Genomic DNA, 20,898 nt, shown 5'->3' with positions numbered 1-20,898 from the left:
GGGCGCGGCCATGATGAACCTTTCCGAATATCGCCGCACCGCCGCCCGGCTCGCCGACTATTTGCCATGGGCCGCATTGCTCGGCTCCGGCGTCGTCTTGAACAAGGACGGCAGTTTTCAGAGGACCGCGAAGTTTCGCGGTCCCGATCTGGATTCCGCCGTCGCGGCCGAGCTGGTCGCCGTCGCCGGCCGCATCAATAACGCCGTGCGCCGCCTCGGCTCCGGCTGGAGCATCTTTGTTGAGGCGCAGCGCAGCGAGGCCGCGACCTATCCCGACAGCACCTTTCCCGATGCGGCATCGGCGCTGGTCGATGCCGAGCGCAAAGCCGGGTTCGAGGAAGCAGGCACGCATTTCGTGTCGGGCTATTTCCTGACCTTCCTCTGGCTGCCCCCGGCCGAGGAAGCCGCCCGCGCCGAAACATGGCTCTACGAGGGCCGCGAGAAAACCGGCGTGGACCCGTGGGAGCTGCGGCGCGCCTTCATCGACCGCACCGACCGCGTGCTGGCCTTGCTCGACGGCTTCATGCCGGAGTGCCGTTGGATGGATGATGGCGCGACGCTGACCTATCTCCATTCCACCATCTCGACCAACCGGCATCGCGTGCGCGTGCCGGAGGTGCCGATGCACCTTGACGCGCTGCTGGCCGACCAGCCCTTGACCGGGGGACTGGAGCCGCGCCTTGGCGACGCGCATCTGCGCGTGCTGACCATCGTCGGGTTCCCCACCGCGACGACGCCGGGCCTGCTCGACGAAATGAACCGCCTGCCGTTCCCCTACAGGTGGAGCACGCGCGCGATCCTGCTCGACAAGACCGACGCGACGCGGCTGCTGACCAAGATCAGGCGACAATGGTTCGCAAAACGCAAGAGCATCGCGGCCATTCTGAAAGAGGTGCTGACCAATGAGGCGTCCGCCCTCGTGGACACCGATGCGGCCAACAAGGCGCTCGACGCCGACATGGCCTTGCAGGAGCTTGGGGCGGACGTGGCGGGCATGGCCTATGTCACGGCCACCGTCACCGTATGGGATGCCGACCCGCGCCTAGCCGACGAGAAGCTGCGCCTGGTCGAGAAGATCGTTCAGGGGCGCGACTTCACCGCCATGCCCGAGAGCGTCAACGCGGTTGACGCATGGCTCGGCAGCTTGCCCGGACACGCCTACGCCAATGTCCGGCAACCGCCTATCAGCACTTTGAATCTCGCCCATATGGTGCCGTTGAGCGCTGTTTGGGCGGGGCCGGAACGGGACGAGCATTTCGGTGCGCCCCCTTTGCTCTTTGGAAAGACCGAAGGCTTAACCCCGTTCCGGTTGTCTTTGCATGTCGGCGACGTAGGGCACACCCTTGTCGTCGGCCCCACGGGCGCCGGCAAGAGCGTGCTGCTCGCCCTTATGGCCTTGCAGTTCCGGCGCTACGCCGGATCGCAGGTCTTCGCCTTTGACTTCGGCGGTTCGATCCGCGCCGCCTCGCTCGCCATGGGCGGCGACTGGCACGACCTTGGCGGCGGGCTGACAGAAGGGGCTGAGGCGTCGGTTTCGCTCCAGCCGCTTGCCCGCATCCACGACACCTATGAACGCGCATGGGCGGCGGACTGGATCGCCGCCATCCTCATGCGCGAAGGCATCGTCATCACGCCCGAGGTGAAGGAATATCTTTGGACGGCGCTGACTTCGCTGGCCTCGGCCCCGGTCGAGGAACGCACGATCACCGGCCTTGCGGTGCTGCTGCAATCCAACGATCTGAAACAGGCGCTCCGGCCGTTCTGCGTCGGCGGTGCCTATGGCCGGCTGCTCGACGCCGAAGCCGAACATCTCGGCTCGGCCGATGTGCAGGCGTTCGAGATCGAGGGACTTGTCGGGACCGGCGCGGCTCCGGCCGTCCTGTCCTACCTGTTCCACCGCATCGGCGACCGGCTCGACGGGCGACCAACGCTGCTCATCATCGACGAGGGCTGGCTTGCGCTCGACGATGAAGGTTTCGCCGGCCAGCTCCGCGAGTGGCTGAAAACGCTGCGCAAGAAAAACGCCAGCGTCATCTTCGCCACGCAAAGCCTGTCCGACATTGACGGCAGCAACATCGCGCCCGCGATTATCGAGAGTTGCCCGACGCGGCTCTTGCTGCCGAACGAGCGGGCCATCGAACCGCAGATCACGGCCATTTATCGCCGCTTCGGCCTCAATGACCGCCAGATCGAAATCCTCGCAAGGGCCACGCCCAAACGGGATTACTACTGCCAAAGCCGCAGGGGCAATCGCCTGTTCGAGCTTGGCCTGTCCGAAGTCGGCCTCGCGCTCTGCGCCGCATCCGCCAAATCCGACCAGACGCTCATTGCGCAGATCGTCGCCGAACACGGCCGCGACGGCTTCCTTGCTGCTTGGCTGCGCGAGCGCGGCGTCGATTGGGCGGCCGAGTTGATCCCCAACCTCACCAATCTTGCCGACCGACCGGAATCCGCCGCGCGGGTCGCGCCGGATACCCCCCAGATGAAGGAGTCCCTGCCATGAACCCTATTCGCGTTTCCCGCCTCGCTAGCGCGTCCATGCTGGCGCTCGCGCTCGCCGCACCCATCGCACTGTCGCCGATACTGGTAAGCCCGGCTTATGCGTGGCGCATCGTCTATGATCCGTCGAATTATGCGCAAAACGTGCTGACCGCTGCACGCACGCTGGAGCAGATCAACAACCAGATCACCAGCCTCCAGAACGAGGCGCAGATGCTCATCAATCAGGCCCGCAATCTGGCGAGCCTGCCGTATTCGTCGCTCCAGCAGCTCCAGCAGAACGTCCAGCGCACGCAACAGCTTTTGGGCCAAGCGCAGAACATCGCGTTCGAGGTCGGGCAGATCGACCAGGCGTTCCAGCAGCAATATGGCAACGTCTCGCTTTCGGCGACCGACGCACAGCTTGTCGCCGATGCGCGGAGCCGCTGGGAGAACACGGTCGGTGGCTTGCAGGATGCCATGCGTATGCAGGCGGGCGTCGTCGGCAACATCGACAGCAACCGCGCCGAGATGGCCGCGCTTGTCGGGCAGAGCCAGGGCGCAACCGGCGCGCTGCAAGCCACGCAGGCCGGCAACCAGCTTCTCGCGCTCCAGTCACAGCAGCTTTCCGACCTGATCGCGGTCATCTCGGCGAACGGCCGCGCCGACGCGCTGACCGAAGCGGAACGCGCTGCCGCCGCCGAACAGGGCCGTGAGCAGCGCCGACGCTTCCTGACGCCGGGCAACGGCTACCAGCCGGGCAACGCGCAGATGTTCAACGGCAACAACTGACGGGAGGCTCGCCATGGACGGCAAGATGCTGGCCCGGCTCGGGGCCGTGGTGTTCGTCGCCATCGCCGTCACGGCGACCGCAATCGACATGGCGCGGAAGGACGAGCCTTCCGCGCCACCCCCGGCGTCGGCCTTCCAGCCCCCGGCCGATCCGCTGCGCGAAACCCTGCGCCGTTGCCAGCAGCTCGGCGAGGCGGCGGCGAATGACGCCGACTGCCTCGCCGCTTGGGCGCAATCCCGCGATCGCTTCCTCGGCCGCACACCTGCACCGCAACAGAGCGAAGGACGGTGATCCATGGGCGGGACAGGCGTAATCGACAACTTCCTCGGGGTCTTCACCAGCTACATAGATTCCGGCTTCGGTCTGCTCTCCGGCGAGGTAGCCTTCATAGCGACCTCGCTCATCGTCATTGACGTGACCCTGGCGGCGCTTTTCTGGAGCTGGAGTGCGGATGACGACATCATCGCCCGGCTGGTGAAAAAGACGCTGTTCGTCGGCGTCTTCGCCTACATCATCAGCAATTGGAACAGTCTCGCCCGGATCGTTTTTGAATCTTTCGCCGGCCTCGGCCTCATGGCATCCGGCACCGGATTTTCCGTTACCGATCTGATGCGGCCGGGCCGCGTGGCGCAGACCGGCCTCGATGCCGGCCGGCCGCTGCTCGAATCCATTTCCGACCTGATGGGCTGGATCGCCTTCTTTGAAAACTTCATTCAGATCGCGTGCCTGCTGTTCGCATGGGCGCTCGTGGTGCTCGCGTTCTTCATCCTCGCCGTCCAGCTTTTCGTGACCCTCATCGAGTTCAAGCTGACCACGCTTGCCGGCTTCGTCCTCATCCCCTTCGGCCTGTTCGGCAAGACCGCCTTCATGGCCGAGAAGGTCTTGGGCAACGTGGTGTCCTCCGGCATCAAGGTTCTGGTGCTCGCCGTCATCATCGGTATCGGCAGCACCTTGTTTTCGCAATTCACGGCCGGTTTCGGCGGGGCGACCCCGACCATCGACGACGCCATGGCGATTGTGCTGGCAGCTCTGTCGCTGCTCGGCCTCGGCATCTTCGGCCCCGGCATAGCAAACGGCATCGTTTCGGGCGGCCCGCAGCTCGGCGCGGGTGCTGCCGTGGGAACCGGGCTTGCGGTCGCAGGTGCAGCCGTCGCCGCTGGCGGCGGGGCCATGCTCGCCGCCAAAGGTGGTGCCGCTGCCCTGTCCGGCGGGGCCGCGGCCGTCCGCGGCGGCGCGGCCACCGCGGGCGCGGCGACCGCCGCCTATAGCGTCGGATCGCTTGGCCAGTCCGGCGCGGCAGGCGTCGCCCCCGGTCTCGGCGGCGTCGGCCGCGCAGCAGGTTCGGCCGCCATCTCACCCCTCAAACGCGCCGCCGCGCGGGCCAGCGAATCCGTCAAATCCAGCTTCTCCGAAGGTTCGAAGGCCGGATTCGGCGCAAGCGGCGGCAGCTCCACCATGGGAACGGTCGGCGGGAGCGATGCTGCGCCCGCATCGCCGGCACCATCCGCCGGTCCTCCGGCCTGGGCGCAGCGCATGCAGCGTTCGCAAGCCCTCAACCACGGCACGACCATGGCCGCCCATGCGGTGCGCTCCGGCGACAGCCACGGCTCCGGTTCCTCCATCAATCTTTCCGAAAGTGACCGCTCATGAGCATCTTCAAACGACCAGCAACTCATTACGGCAAGACGCCGGAACCCGAGACGCCTTATCAGCGCGCCGCGCAAGTGTGGGACGAGCGTATCGGCTCGGCCCGCGTGCAGGCGCGGAACTGGCGGCTCATGGCCTTCGGCTCGCTGATCCTCTCGGCCGGCTTCGCCTCTGCGCTGGTCTGGCAGTCCGCGCGTGGGACCGTGGTGCCTTGGGTCGTGCAGGTGGACAATCTCGGTCAGGCGCAGACCGTCGCGCCAGCCAATGCCGACTATCGCCCGACCGATCCGCAGATTGCTTTCCATCTCGGCCGCTTCATCGAACAGGTCCGCGCGATCCCGGCCGACGCGATCATCGTCCGCCAGAACTGGCTTCGCGCCTATGAATGGACCACGGATCGCGGCGCGGCGGCATTGAACGATTACGCCCGCGCCAATGACCCTTTCACCAAGGTCGGCCGCCAACAGGTCGCCGTCGAGGTGTCCAGCGTCATCCGGGCCTCGCCCAACAGCTTCCGCGTCGCGTGGACGGAAAGGCATTTCGAGAACGGCCAGCTTTCCACCACGGAACGATGGACGGCCATCCTCACTATCGTCATCCAGCCGCCGCGCGACGCCGAGCGCCTGCGCGCCAATCCGCTGGGAATCTACGTCAATGCAATTTCGTGGTCGCGGGAGATGAGCCAATGAAAACGTCAGCTTGCATCAATCACCTCGCTGATCTTTCCCTTGGAGATCATGAAGAACGAGGTGCCCGCTATCTCGATCTTCTGCCCAGCCTTCCAGCCGTTGGGCAGGTCGGCCTTGACCTTGGCGCGATAGCCGATGCGCACCGCTGCACGGTCCTCAATGGCGATGCAGTCGAGAATTGTCTGTTCTCTTTCCGCAAACAATTCAACACCCTGTTCCGCCAACGCGCGAAATGCCTCAATCCCATGCGTCTCGTTCGTCACTTCTCCGTTCGATCTGTTGATAAACCGAACGTCGCCCGACAGGCAGTCGAGCATCGCCTGAACATTCATCGTGTTGTAGGCGTCGATATACCGGGCAACAATCGTCGGGACAGTATCCATCCTGTCAGTTCCTCACTACTAATCCTAAAGCCGCTATCGTATGCTATTTTTGTGACGGTCGTGGCAATCGCTTTGACCGGCTGCGCCACCAATCGGATGCCGCAATTCAGCTATGACGCCAGCGTTCCGCCGCTGCCGACCGTGCAGGCGGCAGCAGTCGACAACACGCCCCGGCCGCTGCATGTGCCCCCGGCATGGACCGTGGCGCGGGGCGGTACGGCTGCCGGCACGCCGACCGGCCGCGTCGAGAACGCCAATGCAGCCGCCCGCGTCGAGCCGCGCCGCGAAGGCTACTACAACGCCATCCAGATATATCCGTGGTCGGAAGGCGCGCTCTATCAGGTCTATGCCGCAGTCGGGCAGATCACGACGATCGCGCTGGAGCCGGGCGAGAGCCTGACCGGCGCGGGGCCAATCGCGGCGGGCGACACCGCCCGCTGGATCATCGGCGACACGGAATCCGGTTCGGGCGCGAACCGCCGCGTCCATATCCTCGTGAAGCCGACGCGACCCGACATCGCCACCAACCTTGTCGTCACCACCGACCGGCGCACCTACATGATCGAGCTGCGCGCCCGGGAATCGCTCTACATGCCCGCCGTCGCCTGGGCCTATCCCGCGACGCCCGGCCAGCGCCGCACCGTTCCGACAGCCCCGATCATCCCCGCCGAGGCGGCGCGGAACTATCGCTACGCCTTGCAGGTGCAGGGCGATAGCCCGCCATGGCGGCCCGTCTCCGTCTTCGACGATGGCCGCCGCGTCTATGTCGTCTTCCCGGCCGGGATCGTGCAGGGCGAGATGCCGCCCATCTTCGTGCTTGGCGCGAACGGCGAGCCGCAGATCGTCAACAGCCGAGTCCACCAGAACGTCCTGATCGTGGACCGCCTGTTCGGCGCGGCCGAGCTGCGCCTTGGCTCTGGCAGCCGCCAGCAGGTCGTCAGGATCGTCCGCACCAACCCGACGCAGGCCGCCGACGCGCAGCCCGCCAGCGCGACCGGAGGCTCCCCGTCATGACCGACAACACCATCACCGAAACCGCAGCCCCCATGCGGCTGCGCGCCGAGCCGCCGCGCGTCACCCGCCTGTCCCGCAAGATGCTGGCGGGCGTCGGCGCGGTTGCGTTGCTCGGCATCGGCGGCGCACTCATCTATGCGCTCCAGACCCGCGACGGAGGGCCGGACGGCGGCGAACTCTACTCGACCGAGAACCGGCCCACGGCGGACGGCCTCGCCGATCTGCCAAGCGACTATAGCGGGCCGGTGCTCGGCCCCGCGCTGCCCGGAGATTTGGGCCGTCCGATCCTCGACGCGCAGAACCGAGGGCAGCCCGTCGCACCGCCTACGATGGCGACGCCCGCCGTCGATCCCGCCGAGGAACGCCGCCGCGCCGAGGAAGAAGCCGCGCGCTTAAGCAATGTGTTCTTCCAGTCCGGCCCGCGCACGGGATCGCCGGCAGGGACGGCCATGCCCAGCCTTGCCGGTCTTGGCCTCGGCGGACAGCCCGCGACGCAGGACCGGCACGCGGCTTTCCTCAATGGACCCGTGGACCGGCAGACTGTCGCGCCGGATCGTGTCGCGCCGCCGGCATCGCCCTACATCCTTCAGGCCGGGGCCGTGATTCCGGCCGCGCTCATCACCGGCATCCGTTCGGACCTGCCGGGCCAGATCACGGCTCAAGTGACCGAGAACGTCTATGACAGCCCGACCGGGTCGCTGCTGCTGATCCCGCAGGGAACGCGCATCATCGGCCAATACGATGACGGCGTGACCTTCGGCCAGCGAAGGGTGCTCTTGGTGTGGAACCGCCTGATCCTGCCGGGCGGCCGTTCCATCGTCCTTGAGCGTCTGCCGGGTGCGGACGCTTCCGGTTACGCCGGGCTTGAGGATGGCGTGGATTACCACTGGTGGGATCTGATGAAGGCCGCAGGGCTGTCCACGCTGCTCGCAGTCGGCACGGAACTGGCGACCAGCGACGAGGACCGGCTTATCCGGGCCATCCGCGACGGGGCGCAGGATACCGTCAATCAGGCGGGGCAGCAGATCGTCCAGCGCCAGTTGCAGGTCGCACCGACGCTGACCATCCGGCCCGGCTTCCCGGTCAGGATCATCGTCACCCGCGACCTTATATTCGAACCGGCAGGAGGTTGACCATGACCAAGCTGAAACTCGGCCCGCTGCCCGACGACAAGCCCGTGAAGATCACCGTGGAGCTGCCTGCGCCACTTCACCGCGATCTGGTCGCCTATGCCGAGGTGCTGGCCCGCGAGAGCGGCCAGCCCGCCGCCGATCCCGTCAGGCTCATCGTGCCGATGCTGGAGCGGTTCATCGCAACGGATCGCGGCTTCGCCAAGGCACGGCGAGCCGCCAACTGAGTCCCATCCCGGCAGGGGTGCCGCCAGCGCATAGGCGCAAATGCGGCACGCTACAGGCCGCCGACTGCCCTCCATGGTTCGCCTAATTCCGGGGCCTTGAGCGCCTCGGATTCCAACAGAACCAAGGAGGATTCCATGTGCGCAGAGCGCCGCCGCGCCCGGAGAGGGCGACCGCGACAGTCGATCCCCGAACCACTTCCCGACGATCTTTTCGACTACGCCGACGATCCTACGCCCGACGGCCGGACGCGAGCCGGCAACATGCCACTTCTCGGCCCGGATGGGCAGAGGATGCGTGTCACCGACGACTGGCCCGAAGACATTCCCGTCACCGAAGCCGAGATTGACGTGTTCGAGCGTTGGTTCGGCGATGTGTTCGACGAACTCTTGAACCCGAGAAAGCCGAATGACAGCTTGCAATACCTATCACAAACTGATAGGAAAAAGACGTGAGCGTGGATCGTGATCCAAGCCTCGACACGCTTCTGGACCTCGACGGACAGATGCTCTTTGTCGATCCCGAGGGCGGCCATTGGGTGAAGTTCGTCGTCACCCGCGTTCCGGCCTCGCCGGAAAAGCCGCACGGCCTCGATTATTCGCTCACGCTTCACGAGCCTTCGGGCGAACGGCTGGTCGGCTTCGACAATGCCCATCCGGTCGGCCGAGGCAGGCGCGGCGCGCCGATGGACCATCGGCACCGCTTTCAGACCGTGAAGCCTTACGCCTACGAGGATGCGGCCACGCTGCTGGCCGACTTCTGGCAGGCCGTGGACGCGGTATTGAAGGAACGAGGTGCCCTATGACCACATTGAAAGTCGGGATTGCCGACTATGAAGAAATGAAGGCCCGCACCATGCGGATCGCGCGCGGCGAGGAAAAACCTGCGCCCAGCGATCCGAAGGTGTGGTTCACCTCGACCGAATCCTTTGCCAAGGTGCTGTCGGCCGGCAACCGCGAACTGCTGCGCATCATCGCCGAGAAAGCCCCGGCATCGCTGGAGGAACTGGCGGAAATCACCGGCCGGGCCGGCTCCAATCTGTCACGCACCCTGAAAACCATGGAGAACTACGGTCTTGTGCGACTCGAACCGGGGCATGGGCGTAAGCTCGCGCCCAAGGTGGTGCATGACCGCGTGGAGCTGGCGTTGCCCCTGATCGACCACCCCAAGATGAAGAAAGCTATGGGAGGCCGACCATGAACATTCACAGCCCAACCACTACCGCCCGCGCCGCGCTCTACCTGCGCGTTTCGACTGCCCGGCAGGCGGAGCATGATATTTCCATTCCCGACCAGAAGCGGCAGGGCGAAGCCTATTGCGAGCAGCGCGGCTATCAGCTCGTTGAGACTTATGTGGAACCGGGCGCAACCGCCACCAACGACAAGCGCCCCGAATTCCAGCGCATGATCGAGGCGGGCACGTCGAAGCCCGCGCCCTTCGACATTGTCGTGGTGCATAGCTTCTCGCGCTTCTTCCGCGATCACTTCGAGATGGAGTTCTACGTTCGCAAGCTGGCGAAGAACGGCGTCAAGCTCGTGTCCATCACGCAGGAAATGGGCGACGATCCCATGCACCAGATGATGCGGCAGATCATGGCGCTGTTCGACGAATACCAGTCCAAGGAGAACGCCAAGCACGTCCTGCGCGCCATGAACGAGAATGCCCGGCAGGGTTTCTGGAACGGCGCACGGCCGCCCATCGGCTATCGCATCGTCGCGGCCGAGCAGCGCGGATCGAAGATCAAGAAGAAGCTGGAGATCGACCCGCTGCACGCCGACACCGTGCGGCTGATCTATCGCCTGTTCCTCGAAGGAGACGGCACGTCCGGCGCGATGGGCGTCAAGGCCATCGCCACCTATCTCAACGAGCGCCGCTTCTTCACCCGCGACGGAGGGCGTTGGGGATTGGCGCAAATCCACGCCATCCTGACCCGCACCACCTATATCGGCGAGCACAGGTTCAACACCCGCTCGCACAAGGATCGGGAGAAGAAGCCGGAGAGCGAGGTCGCCATCATGGCGGTGCCGCCCCTAATCGAGCGCGAGACGTTCGACGCGGTGCAAGCCCGCCTCAAGTCCCGCAATCCCATGGTGACGCCTGCACGTGTCTCCAGCGGCCCGACGCTCCTGACCGGCATTTGCTTCTGCGCCAAGTGCGGGGGAGCGATGACGCTTCGCACCGGCCAAGGCAGCACGGGCGCGACATACCGCTACTATACCTGCTCGACCAAGGCCCGGCAGGGCAAGACCGGCTGCAAGGGTCGCACGATCCCCATGGACAAGCTGGACCATACGGTCGCCGATTATATCGGGGACCGCCTGCTCCTGCCCAAGCGGTTGGAAACCGTCCTTGCCAGCGTCATCGACCGCCGACAGGAACGCACCGAGCGCCGCCGCGAGCATCTTGCCGAGCTTCAAAGGCGAATCACGGAAGCCGACCAGCGGCTCGGCCGTCTCTTTGACGCCATCGAAGCCGGCATGGTGGACAAGGACGACGCCATGGCAAAGGAACGCATGGTGAGCCTCAAGGCATTGCGGGATCAAGCCGCCGCCGACGCGGAGCGCACGCAGCTCGCGCTCGATAGTTCAGGCAATCAGGGCGTCACCCCCGATATGCTCAAGGGGTTTGCCCGCAAAGCCCGTGAACGGATCAGGCTCAACGATGGCGGCTACCGCCGCGACCATCTACGCGCGCTGGCGCAGCGTGTCGAGGTTGCCGACGACGAGGTTCGCATCATGGGATCGAAGTCGGAACTGCTGCGAACGCTGGTCGCCGCTTCAAGCGTAGAAACGGCGGCGTTCGGCGTTCATAGTTCTGTTCTGAAATGGCGCACCCGGCGAGATTCGAACTCACGACCTCTGCCTTCGGAGGGCAGCGCTCTATCCAGCTGAGCTACGGGTGCAGGCCGGAATCGGGCTTTGGGCCCGGTGGATTGGGCGCAAACTAGTCGAAGGGCTGGTCGGGCGCAACTCCCGAAACCGGTCCAGGCCCCCTTTGATGAACGGATGCTGCCAGGAGGTGACAGCATCCCCCGGCCATGCTGGATTGGGCATGACACGACGGGGGAAAGATGGACCTTTTTGAATCACCGGATGGATTGAAGCGCTGCCGCTGGTGTGGTGGGGCGCCGGAATTCGTGCCCTATCACGATGCCGAATGGGGCTTTCCGGTCAGCGATGATCGGCGGCTCTTCGAAAAGCTCAGCCTCGAAGCCTTTCAGTCGGGCCTCTCCTGGCGCACCATCCTCAACAAGCGCGAGGCGTTCCGCGCGGCCTTTGCCGGCTTCGACATCGCAAAGGTCGCCGCCTTCACCGACGCCGATGTCGACCGGCTGCTGGCCGACAAGGGCATCGTGCGGCATCGGGGCAAGATCGAAGCGGTCATCAACAATGCGGCGCGGGCGCAGGAACTGATCGCCGAGGCCGGTTCGATCGCCGCCTTCGTCTGGCGCTATGAGGCCCATACCCCGGCGGCACCGCAGAGCCAGAGCACCAGCCCGGAATCGGTGGCGCTGTCCAAGGCGCTCAAGAAACGCGGCTGGCGCTTCGTGGGGCCCACCACGGTCTTTGCCTTCATGCAGGCCATGGGCCTCGTCAACGACCATCAGGAGCGCTGCATCAGCCGGGACAAGGCGGCGGCAATGCGCGCGGCCTTCGTAGTGCCCGGCGCCTCAGCCTGACACAGGACTGGCGCCGGCCGCGCGCAGCACCAGCACCAGGAGCCGCTGCTGGGCGGCGCGGTCGAGCCCCTGCTCCAGCGTCCACAGCACGGCCGTCGAAAACAGAAGCTGCGCCAGCATGTCAATGTCGCTGTCGGCGGCGATCTCGCCCGACGCCGCCGCGGCTTCGAAGGGTGCCCTGATCCGGGCCAGCGCCCGCAACCGTGAGGCTCGGGCGAGGTCGCGCAATTCCGGCTCGGGCGCGGTAAAGGTGCGCGCCAGCGCCACCCCTTCGCGTCGTGACAGATTATCGGCCAGGCCTGCGAGGACCGCATCCAGTGCCGGGCCCAGCCCGGGCGGGAGAGGCGGCTGTTCGAGCCGGTCGATTTCGCTGTCGAGCAAGTTCCCGAGCAGCGCGGCCTTGCTGGGCCAGCGCCGGTAGAGCGTGGTGCGATTGATGCCGGCTGCCCGCGCCACGCCGTCCATGGTCATGGCGGCATAGCCGACGCGGTCGAGCTCAGCCAGCGTGGCAGTGCGCACGGCCTCGATCACCGCCTGGCTGCGCGGTCCGGCCTGCACATTGCGGGTGCGCCGGGGAGGAACCGCCCCGGCCGGTGCTGTCTGCTTTTGCGCCATGCCTCCACCCTGCGGCGAGACGCGGTCCATGTCCAGACCTTGTAAAGGCAACAGAATGTTGCCAAATAAGCGAAGGATCTTTTCTGGCATGGAGAACAGCCATGAAACTCGACGAGAAGACGGTCGTCGTGACCGGCGGCGGCAGCGGCATCGGCCGTGAACTGGTGCTGGCACTGCTGGCGAAGGGCGCGCGGGTGGCGGCTGTCGACCTGCGCCAGGAAGGGCTCAACGAAACCGCCGCCTTGGCCCGGGCCGGCGACAGGCTAAGTCTCCATATCGCCGATATATCCGATCGCGATGCCGTTCTCGCCCTGCCTGCCGCCATCGCCGCACGCCATGGAGCGGTCGACGGGCTCATCAACAATGCGGGGATCATCCAGCCCTTCGTGCATTTCTCGGAGCTCGACTTTGCCGCCATCGACCGCATGGTGGCGATCAACCTCATGGGCACGATCAACATGACCAAGGCCTTCCTGCCCGCGCTCAAGGCGCGGCCCGAAGCGCATCTGGCCAATGTCGCCAGCATGGGCGGCTTCATGCCCTTTCCCGGTCAGAGCATGTATGGCGCGGCCAAGGCCGGCGTGAAACTGCTTACGGAAGCTCTCTATGCCGAACTGGCGGAGACGAAAGTGGGCGTGAGCGTCGTCATGCCCGGCGCCATCCGCACCCAGATCATGGCCAATTCCGGCATTGGCGACCGCGCCATGGCGGAGAGCCCCGAAGCCGCCAGCCGGACCTTGCCGGCGCCCGAGGCGGCGCGCATCATCCTTGCGGGCATCGAGGCCAATCGCCTCCACATTCTCGTGGGCAAGGATGCCAACATGCTGTTCAAGCTCTGGCGGCTGATGCCGGAGAAATCGATCCGGTTTATTCAGAAGCAGATGGCGCGGCGCTGAACTTACACTCCATCACCCCACCCTCATTCCCTCCCCCTTGTGGGGAGGGACCAAGGGTGGGGGTCTTTGCCCGATCACTCCGCTTGTGGCGGAGCACCGTCTTCAGGACCTACAGCGGGGGCGATGTCGGTCTGCGGTGGGGCGCCGGCGGCGGGTTCGAGCGCCGGGGCTTCCGGTTCGGTGGCGGGAGCCGCCGCTGCTGGTTCGGCATCTGCCGGTGCGGCTGACGCTTCGGCGGAGGGCGCAGCTTCGGCCACCACGTCCGAGGGGATGGGCTCGGGTGTCACCGTGCCATCAGCCGCGGCGACGCGCCAGACCGTGTTGCCGCTATCGTCGGCGATCAGCAGCGCGCCGGTGCCGTCGATACCCAGCCCGACGGGCCGTCCATGGGCCTTGTCGCCTTCGAGGAAGCCGGTGACCACATCCACGGCCGTGCCTGAGGGGGCGCCGTCGGCGAAGGGCACGTAGATGACCTTGTAGCCATTGAACTGATTGCGATTCCAGCTTCCGCGATTGCCGACAAAGGCACCATTGTCAAAGCCCTCCGGCATGGCGGCGTCGTTGGTGAAGGCCATGCCCAGCGCCGCGACATGGCTCGAGAGGGCATAATCGGGCTTGATGGCCGTTTCGACGAGATCGGGGCGCGGGGGATGCACGCGCTGGTCGACGACCTGGCCATAATAGCTCCATGGCCAGCCATAAAAGCCGTTCTCCTCGACCGAGGTCATGTAGTCGGGCACGAGGTTGGGCCCCAGTTCGTCGCGCTCGTTGACGACGGTCCAGAGTTCGCCGGTTTCCGGGTGGAAGGTGAGACCGTTGGGATTTCGAAGGCCAGAGGCGAAGACGCGGGCGGCGCCAGTTTCGCGATCGATCTGCCAGATGGCGGCCCGGCCCTTTTCGGCTTCGAGGCCGCGCTCGCCGGCATTGGAATTGGAGCCGACCGAGGCATAGAGGAACTGCCCGTCGGGGCTGAGAGCCAGGTCCTTGGTCCAATGGTGGTTGATGGGACCGCCCGGCAGCGGTGCGAGCAGCGTGGGCTCGACCGTGATCTCGGTATCGCCCAGCGCATAGGGGTAGGAAATCACCGCATCGGCGGCCGCCACATAGAGCGTGTCCTCGTGCCAGGCCACGCCAAAGGGCGAGGTCAGGTCGGTGAGGAGATCGACGCGATTATCGACCACGCCATCACGATCACTATCCTGGAGGAGAGTGATGAGGTTGGACGGCTTCTGCTCGCCGCCACCGCCCGAGGCCATGCCCATTATGACGCCGCGGATGTAATCCTTGGGCCGGTTGAGCGGCTTGCCCTCGGGCGCCTTGGACTGGACCACCAGCACGTCGCCATTGGGCAGGGTATGGACGGTGCGCGGATTGGCGAGGTCCTGCGCGTAGGGGGTGATGACGAAGCCGTCGGGCACGGTGGGCATCTGCCCCTCTTCCCAGCCGACCACTTCGGCGACCTTGAGGTCGGGCATCAGGCTCTGCGAAGGCTCGGGGAGGACCGGATCGGGACCGATCTGGGTGGCGGTATCGAACTCGTTGCTGCCGCAGGCGGCCAGCACCAGCGTGGAGGCAGCGGCCAGAGCCGCGAGCCGGAGGGTTTTGAGCCTAGACATGCTTTTCTCCCCGGCTGCCGAAAATGCCCGTCACGATCATCGCGATGACAGTGGCGGCCGAAAGCGTCACGCCCATGGGCATCACGGCGGTCCAGCCATCGGCGGTGTGGACGAGATTGTTGAGAATGGCGAGGACCAGCACCACGACGCCGGCCAGGACGGCCAGCCAGGATGGGCGCACCCGGCGGATCAGCAGGTCGATGGGCAGCGCCAGGAGCGCGAGGCCGGTAAAGACCACGCCGACCAGCAGCAGCCATTCGGAAAAATGCAGCCAGAGCAGGTTGGATGTCTGCAGATAGATGATGTCAGCGCCGAGGGCGAGGCTGAAGCATGTCAGCGGCACCGCGCGCAGGATGTAATGAATGGCCGCCGCCATGATTTTATGAAACCTCCCAAGAACATGACGGAGCAACCGCGTTCGGTGAAGATTGGTTCCGATGCGTCGGCGGGGCGTGTCTCAGCGCATAGCGCTCATGGCCTGCTTGAGCTTGAAAGGCTCCACCGGAGCCGGCCTTTCATCCGCAAATCGGATCGCTGCCCGCCATTCGCGCGTAGCGCTCATGGCCTGCTCCGGCTTGAAAGGCTCCACCGGAGCCATTCATCCGCGAAGCGGATCGCTGCCCGCCATTCGCGCGTAGCGCTCATGGCCTGCTCCGGCTTGAAAGGCTCCGCCGGAGCCTTTCACCCGCGAAGCGGATCGCTGCCCGCCATTCGCGCGTAGCGCTCATGGCCTGCTTCGGCTTGAAAGGCTCCGCCGGAGCCTTTCACCTTCCTACGGAAGGACGCCTACGCAGCCTTCACGACTTCGATCAGTTCGACGTCGAAGACAAGGTCCTGGCCGGCCAGCGGGTGATTGGCATCGACCGTGACGCTGGCCTCGTCGAAACCGACCACCGTGATCGGCAGCATGCCGCCATCGGCGGTGCGGGCCTGGAGCTGGGTGCCGACTTCGACATCGACGCCCGCGGGCAGCTTGGCCCGGTCGAGCTGCTGGATCGCCTCGTCCCGGCGCGGCCCATAGGCATCCATGACCGGGATGGTCACCGTGCTCCTGGCGCCGGTCTCCATGCCCGTCACATGAGCTTCGAGTCCGCGGATCACCTGGCCCTGGCCGAGGGTGAATTCGAGGGGCGCACGACCTTCGGAACTGTCGAACGGGGTACCGTCGGTGAGGCGGCCGGCATAATGGATTCGCACGATGTCGCCTGTTGCGGCAGTGGTCATGGGACAAGCCTTTCGGATTTGTTCGGCCCGGAAACAGGCCATTCGGTCAGTCGCGCTGGGTAGGCAGCCATGGGGCTGAAGCGACCGCTGGAGGCGCGCGACGGCGAAGCCACAGTCTAGGGATCATGCCCGTGATGTAAACCGCACCCCTTCAACTGCCCGTGGTGTCAGGGCTTTTCCGCTATCCAAGGGCGATCACACTTGTCATGGTGTCGCATTTCCGCCATCAAGCCGCCGTGTTTGCCCCGTAGCGGGCAAGATGAGGGACTGCACTGGATTGCTAAAGGTATTGCCATGACGGCTCGGCCCATCCCCATTGCCGGTTCCATCGCCCTGGCCCTCGTGCTGGCAGGCTGTTCGATGGCGGGTATCAAGCCCATGCCCGGCAACAAGACCGCCACCGCCGCCATTGCCGGTTTCGCGGCGCCGACCGCCCCCACCCCTGCCGGCCATGTGCCCAAGGCCGCTTCGGTGCCGCCTGCGCCGGGCAGCGTCGCCCTGGCCTATGCCGGCGGCGGCGGACAGCATGCCTTTGACGGGCTCATCGCCCATTATTCGAGCCATTACCGCGTGCCCGAGCAGCTCGTGCGCCGCGTCATCGTGCGCGAGAGCGGCTATAATGCCGGCGCGCGCAACGGGTCCTATTACGGGCTCATGCAGATCAGCCACGCGACGGCGCGCGGCATGGGCTATACCGGGGAAGCCTCGGGCCTGCTCGATGCGGAAACCAACCTACGCTATGCCGTGCGCTACCTTGCCGGCGCCTATGTGACGGCGGGTGGCAACCACGATCGCGCCGTGCAGTTTTACGCGCGCGGCTTCTATTACGATGCAAAGCGTCTGGGCCTGTTGGAAGAAAGCGGGCTGCGCTAGGACGCAGCCGGCTGTTATTCGGCCGCTGCCGTCAGCAACAGGCCGAGGCGACCGATCAGGTCTTCTTCCCGGAACGGCTTTTCGAGGTGCGGAAACGCCCCCTCGCTGCCCGCGGGCAATTCGGAATAGCCGCTGGTGAGCAGCACAGGGAGGCCGGGCCGCAAGGTGCGCGCCGCCTCCGCCAGTTCCACCCCGCTCATGCCGGGCATGGAATAATCAGTGATCAGCGCCCCGATATCGGGGTGCCGCTCGATGAGGGCGAGCGCTTCCGGGCCGGAAAATGCCTCGAGGGCGGTATGGCCCTGCTCGTTCAAGACGTCGACTATATTGAGGGTAATCAAGGCATCGTCGTCCACCACCAAGATGGTGGTGCCTGGTCCCCTCAGAGGGGTGATCTGCACGGATGTCCTTAAGGGCTCCACTGAGCCTGTTATCGGAAGAGAGGATGCTCCTCTCGTCCTGGTGAAAGGCACCGTAGGCTTTAAATAAGGTCAAAGATAGATGAGGACGCGAAAACGTGATCCCCTTACGGCCTGCTGACAGGAAAGGTCAATTTTGGGTGCCAAGATCGCTCCCGAGGCGATAAGGTCGCCATCGCTTGTCTAAAGGGGAATCGTTCATGCATCTGCTGCTCGTCGATGGCTCGGGCTATATCTTCCGCGCCTTCCACGCCCTGCCGCCCCTGAGCCGCAAATCCGACGGATTGCCCGTGGGCTGCGTGCAGGGGTTCTGCAACATGCTCTACAAGCTGACGCAGGACATGGACGGCGACGACGCGCCCACGCATATGGCCGTCATCTTCGACGCCAAGGGCAAGACTTTCCGCGACGACCTCTACCCCGAATACAAGGCCCAGCGTCCGCCGGCGCCCGAGGAATTGGTGCCGCAATTCCCGCTGACCCGCTCGGCCACGCGCGCCTTTTCCATCCCCTCCATCGAAATGGAGGGCTGGGAGGCCGACGACATCATGGCCACCTATGCTTGCATGGCGCGCGACGCCGGCATGAAGGTCACCATCGCCTCCTCGGACAAGGACCTGATGCAGCTCGTCGAGCCCGATGGCTCGATCCGCCTGCTCGACACCATTCCCCGCCCCGGCCAGCCGCCGCTCCGCTGGATCGGGCCCGACGAGGTGTTCAACAAGTTCGGCGTGTCGCCCGACAAGGTCATCGACGTGCAGGCGCTCTGCGGCGACAGCGTCGACAACGTGCCCGGCGTGCCCGGCATCGGCGTCAAAACCGCAGCCGAGCTCATCAATACCTATGGCGATCTCGAAACGCTGCTCGAGCGCGCCACCGAGATCAAGCAGAATGCCCGGCGCGAAAAGCTGATCGCCAATGCCGAGCTGGCGCGCATCTCCAAAAAGCTGGTGACGCTGGAGCGCCAGGTGCCGGTCGAAATCGACCTCGAAGGGCTCGTGCGCCAGCCGATGAGCCCCTCGGCGCTGTTCCCGTTTTTGAAGGCGATGGAATTTGCCACCATCACCAAGCGCCTCGCGACCCTGCTCGAGGCCAACCCGGATGATTTCGAGCCCGATCCGGAATTGAAGGCCGGCGGCACGACCGATGTCGGCGCGCCCAAGAAATCGACGGACCTGTCGGTGGCCAAGGCCAAGCTCGCCGCCAATGTCGTGCCCGGCTCCGGCCCGGCGCGCCATGCCGCCGAAGAGCATGCGCGCGTCAAAGCCATCCCGATCAATTACGACGCCTATGAGACCGTCACCACGCCCGAGCGGCTGGAAGCCTGGATCACCAGGATCATGGACCGGGGCTATTTTGCCGTCGATACCGAGACCACCGGCCTCGACCCGCAGGTGGCCGACATTGTCGGCATCTGTCTTTCCACCGAGATCGGCGAGGGCTGCTATATCCCGGTGGGACACGCCAAGCCCGGCGACCTCCTTGAAGGCGGCGGCCTTGTCGAGGGGCAATTGCCCATCGGCTATGTGCTGGAAGCCCTGAAGCGCGTGCTGCAGGACCGCTCGATCCTCAAGATCGGGCAGAATGTCAAATACGACCTCGAAGTCTTCGAGCGCTATGGCATTGCCATGGGGCCGATCGACGACACCATGCTCATGTCCTATGCGCTGGATGGCCCGCAATATAACGGGCTCGACGTCCTGGCCGACCACTGGCTCAACCACAAGACCATCACCTTTTCCGAGCTGGCCGGCACCGGCAAGGCGCAGAAAACCTTCGACCAGCTCGATATCGCCCCCGCCGCCCGCTATGGCGCCGAGGATGCCGACATCACCATGCGGCTCTGGCATGTGCTGAAACCGCGCCTTGCGGCCGAGAACATGACGACGCTCTACGAGACCATCGAGCGGCCGCTGGCGCCGGTGCTCGCTCGCATGGAAGCGCGCGGCATCATGGTCGATCGGCAGATCCTCGCCCGCCTTTCAGGCGATTTCGCCCAGCGCGCCGCCGCCTTCGAGGCCGAAGCGCATGAACTGGCGGGCCAGAGTTTCAATCTCGGCTCGCCCAAGCAATTGGGCGAAATCCTCTTCGACAAGATGGGCATCGAGGGCGGCACCAAGACCAAGACCGGCGCCTGGTCGACCGGCGCCGATGTGCTCGAGGACCTGGCCCTCAAGGGCATTCCGCTGGCCCGCACCATTGTCGACTGGCGGCAGCTCACCAAGCTCAAGGGCACCTATACCGATGCCCTCCCCACCTATATCAACGCCCGCACCGGGCGCGTCCACACGAGCTATTCGCAGGCCTCGGTGCTCACCGGGCGCCTGTCGTCCAACGACCCGAACCTCCAGAACATCCCCGTGCGCACCGAGGACGGGCGGAAAATCCGCACCGCCTTCATCGCCCCGCCGGGCAAGACGCTGATCTCGGCCGACTACAGCCAGATCGAGCTGCGCGTCCTGGCCCACATCGCCGATATCCAGGCCCTCAAGGACGCCTTCGAGGAAGGCCTCGACATTCACGCCATGACGGCGTCTGAAATGTTCAACGTGCCGGTGGAGGGCATGCCGTCAGATGTGCGCCGCCGCGCCAAGGCGATCAATTTCGGCATCATCTACGGCATTTCCGCCTTCGGCCTCGCCAATCAACTTGGGATCGAACGCAGCGTCGCCGGGGACTACATAAGAACCTATTTCGAGCGCTTCCCGGGCATCAAGGACTATATGGACGCCCAGAAGACGCGGGTGAAAGCCGATGGTTACGTGATGACCATTTTCGGCCGCAAAATCCAGTTTCCCAATGCCAATTCGGGCAATCCGAGCGAGCGCAGCTTCGTCGAACGCGCCAGCATCAACGCCCCCATCCAGGGTTCAGCCGCCGACATCATCCGCCGCGCCATGATCCGCATGGAGCCCGAACTGGCGAAAGCCGGGGTCGACGCGCAGATGCTGCTACAGGTCCACGACGAACTGATCTTTGAAGTGCCCGAAGGGACCGAGGAGCAGGCCATCCCGGTGATCAAGCGGGTAATGGAGGGGGCGGCGGAACCGGCGGTGCGGCTAAGCGTGCCGATCCAGGTGGACGCGCATGCGGCGAAGAATTGGGACGAGGCGCATTGACCAACAAAAAGCCCGCTTACTAGAAAGTAAGCGGGCTTTTTGTTATTTGGTATTCCCAGACGATTTCGCGGGTATCACTACTTTGAAGGAGCCCCTGA

General features: G+C 65.2%; 20 protein-coding genes, 1 tRNA gene and 2 pseudogenes. 16 read left to right on the top strand and 7 right to left on the bottom strand.

The genetic code is table 11. The features are described from left to right. Nucleotides 1-10: 10 nt before the first annotated feature. The 5 genes from trbE to trbF are packed head-to-tail and all read left to right on the top strand — an operon-like array spanning nt 11 to nt 5,607. Nucleotides 11-2,503 (top strand): conjugal transfer protein TrbE, encoded by a 2,493-nt coding sequence (gene trbE / locus JEQ47_RS14895; RefSeq protein WP_198877217.1) that lies wholly within the window; start codon nt 11-13, stop codon nt 2,501-2,503. Then, entirely contained in the window at nt 2,500-3,270 is a 771-nt protein-coding gene (trbJ, locus tag JEQ47_RS14890; protein WP_198877216.1) for a P-type conjugative transfer protein TrbJ, read from the top strand. Before trbE ends, trbJ begins: the two co-directional genes overlap by 4 nt. A 13-nt stretch (nt 3,271-3,283) precedes the next feature. Beyond that, entirely contained in the window at nt 3,284-3,562 is a 279-nt protein-coding gene (gene trbK-alt, locus JEQ47_RS14885; RefSeq protein ID WP_198877215.1) for a putative entry exclusion protein TrbK-alt, read from the top strand. Between the two features lie 3 nt (nt 3,563-3,565). Further along, complete coding sequence (gene trbL, locus JEQ47_RS14880) at nt 3,566-4,921, top strand: P-type conjugative transfer protein TrbL (RefSeq protein WP_198877214.1); 1,356 nt, start codon at nt 3,566-3,568, stop codon at nt 4,919-4,921. Then, nucleotides 4,918-5,607, top strand: coding sequence for a conjugal transfer protein TrbF (gene trbF / locus JEQ47_RS14875; RefSeq protein ID WP_031623919.1), 690 nt, complete (start codon nt 4,918-4,920; stop codon nt 5,605-5,607). The genes trbL and trbF overlap by 4 nt, the downstream gene beginning before the upstream one ends. Before the next feature lie 5 nt (nt 5,608-5,612). Here the strand turns inward: trbF and JEQ47_RS14870 are convergent, their stop codons facing one another. After that, entirely contained in the window at nt 5,613-5,990 is a 378-nt protein-coding gene (locus tag JEQ47_RS14870) for a nuclear transport factor 2 family protein (RefSeq protein ID WP_029074878.1), read from the bottom strand. Nucleotides 5,991-6,086: 96 nt separating this feature from the next. Between JEQ47_RS14870 and trbG the strand changes: the two genes are divergently transcribed. From trbG to JEQ47_RS21190, 7 genes and pseudogenes are all read left to right on the top strand, one after another. Continuing rightward, nucleotides 6,087-7,004: a P-type conjugative transfer protein TrbG gene (gene trbG / locus JEQ47_RS14865; RefSeq protein WP_200523655.1), complete on the top strand. Its 918-nt coding sequence runs from the start codon at nt 6,087-6,089 to the stop codon at nt 7,002-7,004. After that, the gene (locus tag JEQ47_RS14860; protein WP_198877213.1) at nt 7,001-8,137 is read left to right on the top strand and encodes a TraB/TrbI/VirB10 family type IV secretion system protein; all 1,137 of its coding nucleotides are present in this window, start codon (nt 7,001-7,003) and stop codon (nt 8,135-8,137) included. Before trbG ends, JEQ47_RS14860 begins: the two co-directional genes overlap by 4 nt. Nucleotides 8,138-8,139: 2 nt before the next feature. After that, a complete protein-coding gene (locus tag JEQ47_RS14855; RefSeq protein ID WP_029074252.1) occupies nt 8,140-8,361 on the top strand; it encodes a DUF2274 domain-containing protein in 222 nt (73 codons plus the stop codon). 135 nt (nt 8,362-8,496) lie between these two features. After that, nucleotides 8,497-8,814 (top strand): hypothetical protein, encoded by a 318-nt coding sequence (locus JEQ47_RS14850; protein WP_029074251.1) that lies wholly within the window; start codon nt 8,497-8,499, stop codon nt 8,812-8,814. After that, complete coding sequence (locus JEQ47_RS14845; RefSeq protein ID WP_029074250.1) at nt 8,811-9,164, top strand: toxin-antitoxin system TumE family protein; 354 nt, start codon at nt 8,811-8,813, stop codon at nt 9,162-9,164. Before JEQ47_RS14850 ends, JEQ47_RS14845 begins: the two co-directional genes overlap by 4 nt. Further along, nucleotides 9,161-9,559 (top strand): HVO_A0114 family putative DNA-binding protein, encoded by a 399-nt coding sequence (locus JEQ47_RS14840; RefSeq protein ID WP_029074249.1) that lies wholly within the window; start codon nt 9,161-9,163, stop codon nt 9,557-9,559. Before JEQ47_RS14845 ends, JEQ47_RS14840 begins: the two co-directional genes overlap by 4 nt. After that, nucleotides 9,556-11,214: pseudogene (locus JEQ47_RS21190) on the top strand (recombinase family protein); the annotation flags it as partial. The gene JEQ47_RS14840 and the pseudogene JEQ47_RS21190, both read left to right, overlap by 4 nt. On the opposite strand, the gene JEQ47_RS14830 reads toward JEQ47_RS21190, so the two are convergent. After that, nucleotides 11,185-11,261: transfer RNA gene (locus tag JEQ47_RS14830), tRNA-Arg, on the bottom strand. The pseudogene JEQ47_RS21190 and the gene JEQ47_RS14830 sit on opposite strands and share 30 nt — an antisense overlap. 168 nt (nt 11,262-11,429) lie before the next feature. On the opposite strand from JEQ47_RS14830, the gene JEQ47_RS14825 reads away from it, so the two are divergent. Beyond that, on the top strand, nt 11,430-12,038 hold the full coding sequence (locus tag JEQ47_RS14825) for a DNA-3-methyladenine glycosylase I (protein WP_198877212.1): 609 nt from the start codon (nt 11,430-11,432) through the stop codon (nt 12,036-12,038). Here JEQ47_RS14825 and JEQ47_RS14820 read toward each other — a convergent pair. Then, the gene (locus JEQ47_RS14820; protein ID WP_198877211.1) at nt 12,030-12,653 is read right to left on the bottom strand and encodes a TetR/AcrR family transcriptional regulator; all 624 of its coding nucleotides are present in this window, start codon (nt 12,651-12,653) and stop codon (nt 12,030-12,032) included. The genes JEQ47_RS14825 and JEQ47_RS14820 overlap by 9 nt on opposite strands. A gap of 101 nt (nt 12,654-12,754) precedes the next feature. Here JEQ47_RS14820 and JEQ47_RS14815 point away from each other — a divergent pair, with 101 nt between their 5' ends. Then, nucleotides 12,755-13,549 carry an SDR family NAD(P)-dependent oxidoreductase gene (locus JEQ47_RS14815; RefSeq protein ID WP_198877210.1) on the top strand — a complete coding sequence of 265 codons (795 nt, stop codon included), beginning with the start codon at nt 12,755-12,757 and terminating at the stop codon, nt 13,547-13,549. A gap of 74 nt (nt 13,550-13,623) precedes the next feature. Here the strand turns inward: JEQ47_RS14815 and JEQ47_RS14810 are convergent, their stop codons facing one another. The 3 genes from JEQ47_RS14810 to JEQ47_RS14800 form a co-directional block, all read right to left on the bottom strand. Next, entirely contained in the window at nt 13,624-15,165 is a 1,542-nt protein-coding gene (locus JEQ47_RS14810; RefSeq protein ID WP_198877209.1) for a PQQ-dependent sugar dehydrogenase, read from the bottom strand. Continuing rightward, nucleotides 15,158-15,541: a DUF2231 domain-containing protein gene (locus JEQ47_RS14805; protein WP_198877208.1), complete on the bottom strand. Its 384-nt coding sequence runs from the start codon at nt 15,539-15,541 to the stop codon at nt 15,158-15,160. The genes JEQ47_RS14810 and JEQ47_RS14805 overlap by 8 nt, the downstream gene beginning before the upstream one ends. 410 nt (nt 15,542-15,951) lie before the next feature. Then, nucleotides 15,952-16,389, bottom strand: a complete 438-nt coding sequence (locus tag JEQ47_RS14800; protein ID WP_198877207.1) for an FKBP-type peptidyl-prolyl cis-trans isomerase — start codon at nt 16,387-16,389, stop codon at nt 15,952-15,954. A gap of 534 nt (nt 16,390-16,923) precedes the next feature. Here JEQ47_RS14800 and JEQ47_RS20760 point away from each other — a divergent pair. Next, nucleotides 16,924-17,262 (top strand): annotated as a pseudogene (locus JEQ47_RS20760) (transglycosylase SLT domain-containing protein); the annotation flags it as partial. A gap of 14 nt (nt 17,263-17,276) precedes the next feature. On the opposite strand, the gene JEQ47_RS14790 reads toward JEQ47_RS20760, so the two are convergent. After that, nucleotides 17,277-17,663: a response regulator gene (locus JEQ47_RS14790; protein ID WP_198877205.1), complete on the bottom strand. Its 387-nt coding sequence runs from the start codon at nt 17,661-17,663 to the stop codon at nt 17,277-17,279. 218 nt (nt 17,664-17,881) lie between these two features. On the opposite strand from JEQ47_RS14790, the gene polA reads away from it, so the two are divergent. Next, nucleotides 17,882-20,800, top strand: a complete 2,919-nt coding sequence (polA, locus tag JEQ47_RS14785) for a DNA polymerase I (RefSeq protein WP_211201585.1) — start codon at nt 17,882-17,884, stop codon at nt 20,798-20,800. The last annotated feature ends 98 nt before the right edge of the window (nt 20,801-20,898 follow it).

This window comes from Devosia sediminis (assembly GCF_016411825.1).
Classification (GTDB): Bacteria; Pseudomonadota; Alphaproteobacteria; order Rhizobiales; family Devosiaceae; genus Devosia; species Devosia sediminis.
Note: the sequence above shows the minus strand (reverse complement) of the source record. Positions and strands in the feature narration are given on the sequence as shown.

Excerpts from the sequence above, each read along its gene's own strand:
- JEQ47_RS14825 (WP_198877212.1), top strand. The coding sequence starts at position 11,430 with ATGGACCTTTTTGAATCACCGGATGGATTGAAGCGCTGCCGCTGGTGT.
- JEQ47_RS14870 (WP_029074878.1), bottom strand. The coding sequence starts at position 5,990 with ATGGATACTGTCCCGACGATTGTTGCCCGGTATATCGACGCCTACAAC.
- trbL (WP_198877214.1), top strand. The coding sequence starts at position 3,566 with ATGGGCGGGACAGGCGTAATCGACAACTTCCTCGGGGTCTTCACCAGC.
- polA (WP_211201585.1), top strand. The coding sequence starts at position 17,882 with ATGCATCTGCTGCTCGTCGATGGCTCGGGCTATATCTTCCGCGCCTTC.
- JEQ47_RS14850 (WP_029074251.1), top strand. The coding sequence starts at position 8,497 with ATGTGCGCAGAGCGCCGCCGCGCCCGGAGAGGGCGACCGCGACAGTCG.
- trbJ (WP_198877216.1), top strand. The coding sequence starts at position 2,500 with ATGAACCCTATTCGCGTTTCCCGCCTCGCTAGCGCGTCCATGCTGGCG.
- trbK-alt (WP_198877215.1), top strand. The coding sequence starts at position 3,284 with ATGGACGGCAAGATGCTGGCCCGGCTCGGGGCCGTGGTGTTCGTCGCC.
- JEQ47_RS14820 (WP_198877211.1), bottom strand. The coding sequence starts at position 12,653 with ATGGCGCAAAAGCAGACAGCACCGGCCGGGGCGGTTCCTCCCCGGCGC.
- JEQ47_RS14800 (WP_198877207.1), bottom strand. The coding sequence starts at position 16,389 with ATGACCACTGCCGCAACAGGCGACATCGTGCGAATCCATTATGCCGGC.
- JEQ47_RS14840 (WP_029074249.1), top strand. The coding sequence starts at position 9,161 with ATGACCACATTGAAAGTCGGGATTGCCGACTATGAAGAAATGAAGGCC.
- JEQ47_RS14860 (WP_198877213.1), top strand. The coding sequence starts at position 7,001 with ATGACCGACAACACCATCACCGAAACCGCAGCCCCCATGCGGCTGCGC.
- JEQ47_RS14810 (WP_198877209.1), bottom strand. The coding sequence starts at position 15,165 with ATGTCTAGGCTCAAAACCCTCCGGCTCGCGGCTCTGGCCGCTGCCTCC.
- trbG (WP_200523655.1), top strand. The coding sequence starts at position 6,087 with ATGCCGCAATTCAGCTATGACGCCAGCGTTCCGCCGCTGCCGACCGTG.
- trbE (WP_198877217.1), top strand. The coding sequence starts at position 11 with ATGATGAACCTTTCCGAATATCGCCGCACCGCCGCCCGGCTCGCCGAC.
- JEQ47_RS14815 (WP_198877210.1), top strand. The coding sequence starts at position 12,755 with ATGAAACTCGACGAGAAGACGGTCGTCGTGACCGGCGGCGGCAGCGGC.
- JEQ47_RS14805 (WP_198877208.1), bottom strand. The coding sequence starts at position 15,541 with ATGGCGGCGGCCATTCATTACATCCTGCGCGCGGTGCCGCTGACATGC.
- trbF (WP_031623919.1), top strand. The coding sequence starts at position 4,918 with ATGAGCATCTTCAAACGACCAGCAACTCATTACGGCAAGACGCCGGAA.
- JEQ47_RS14855 (WP_029074252.1), top strand. The coding sequence starts at position 8,140 with ATGACCAAGCTGAAACTCGGCCCGCTGCCCGACGACAAGCCCGTGAAG.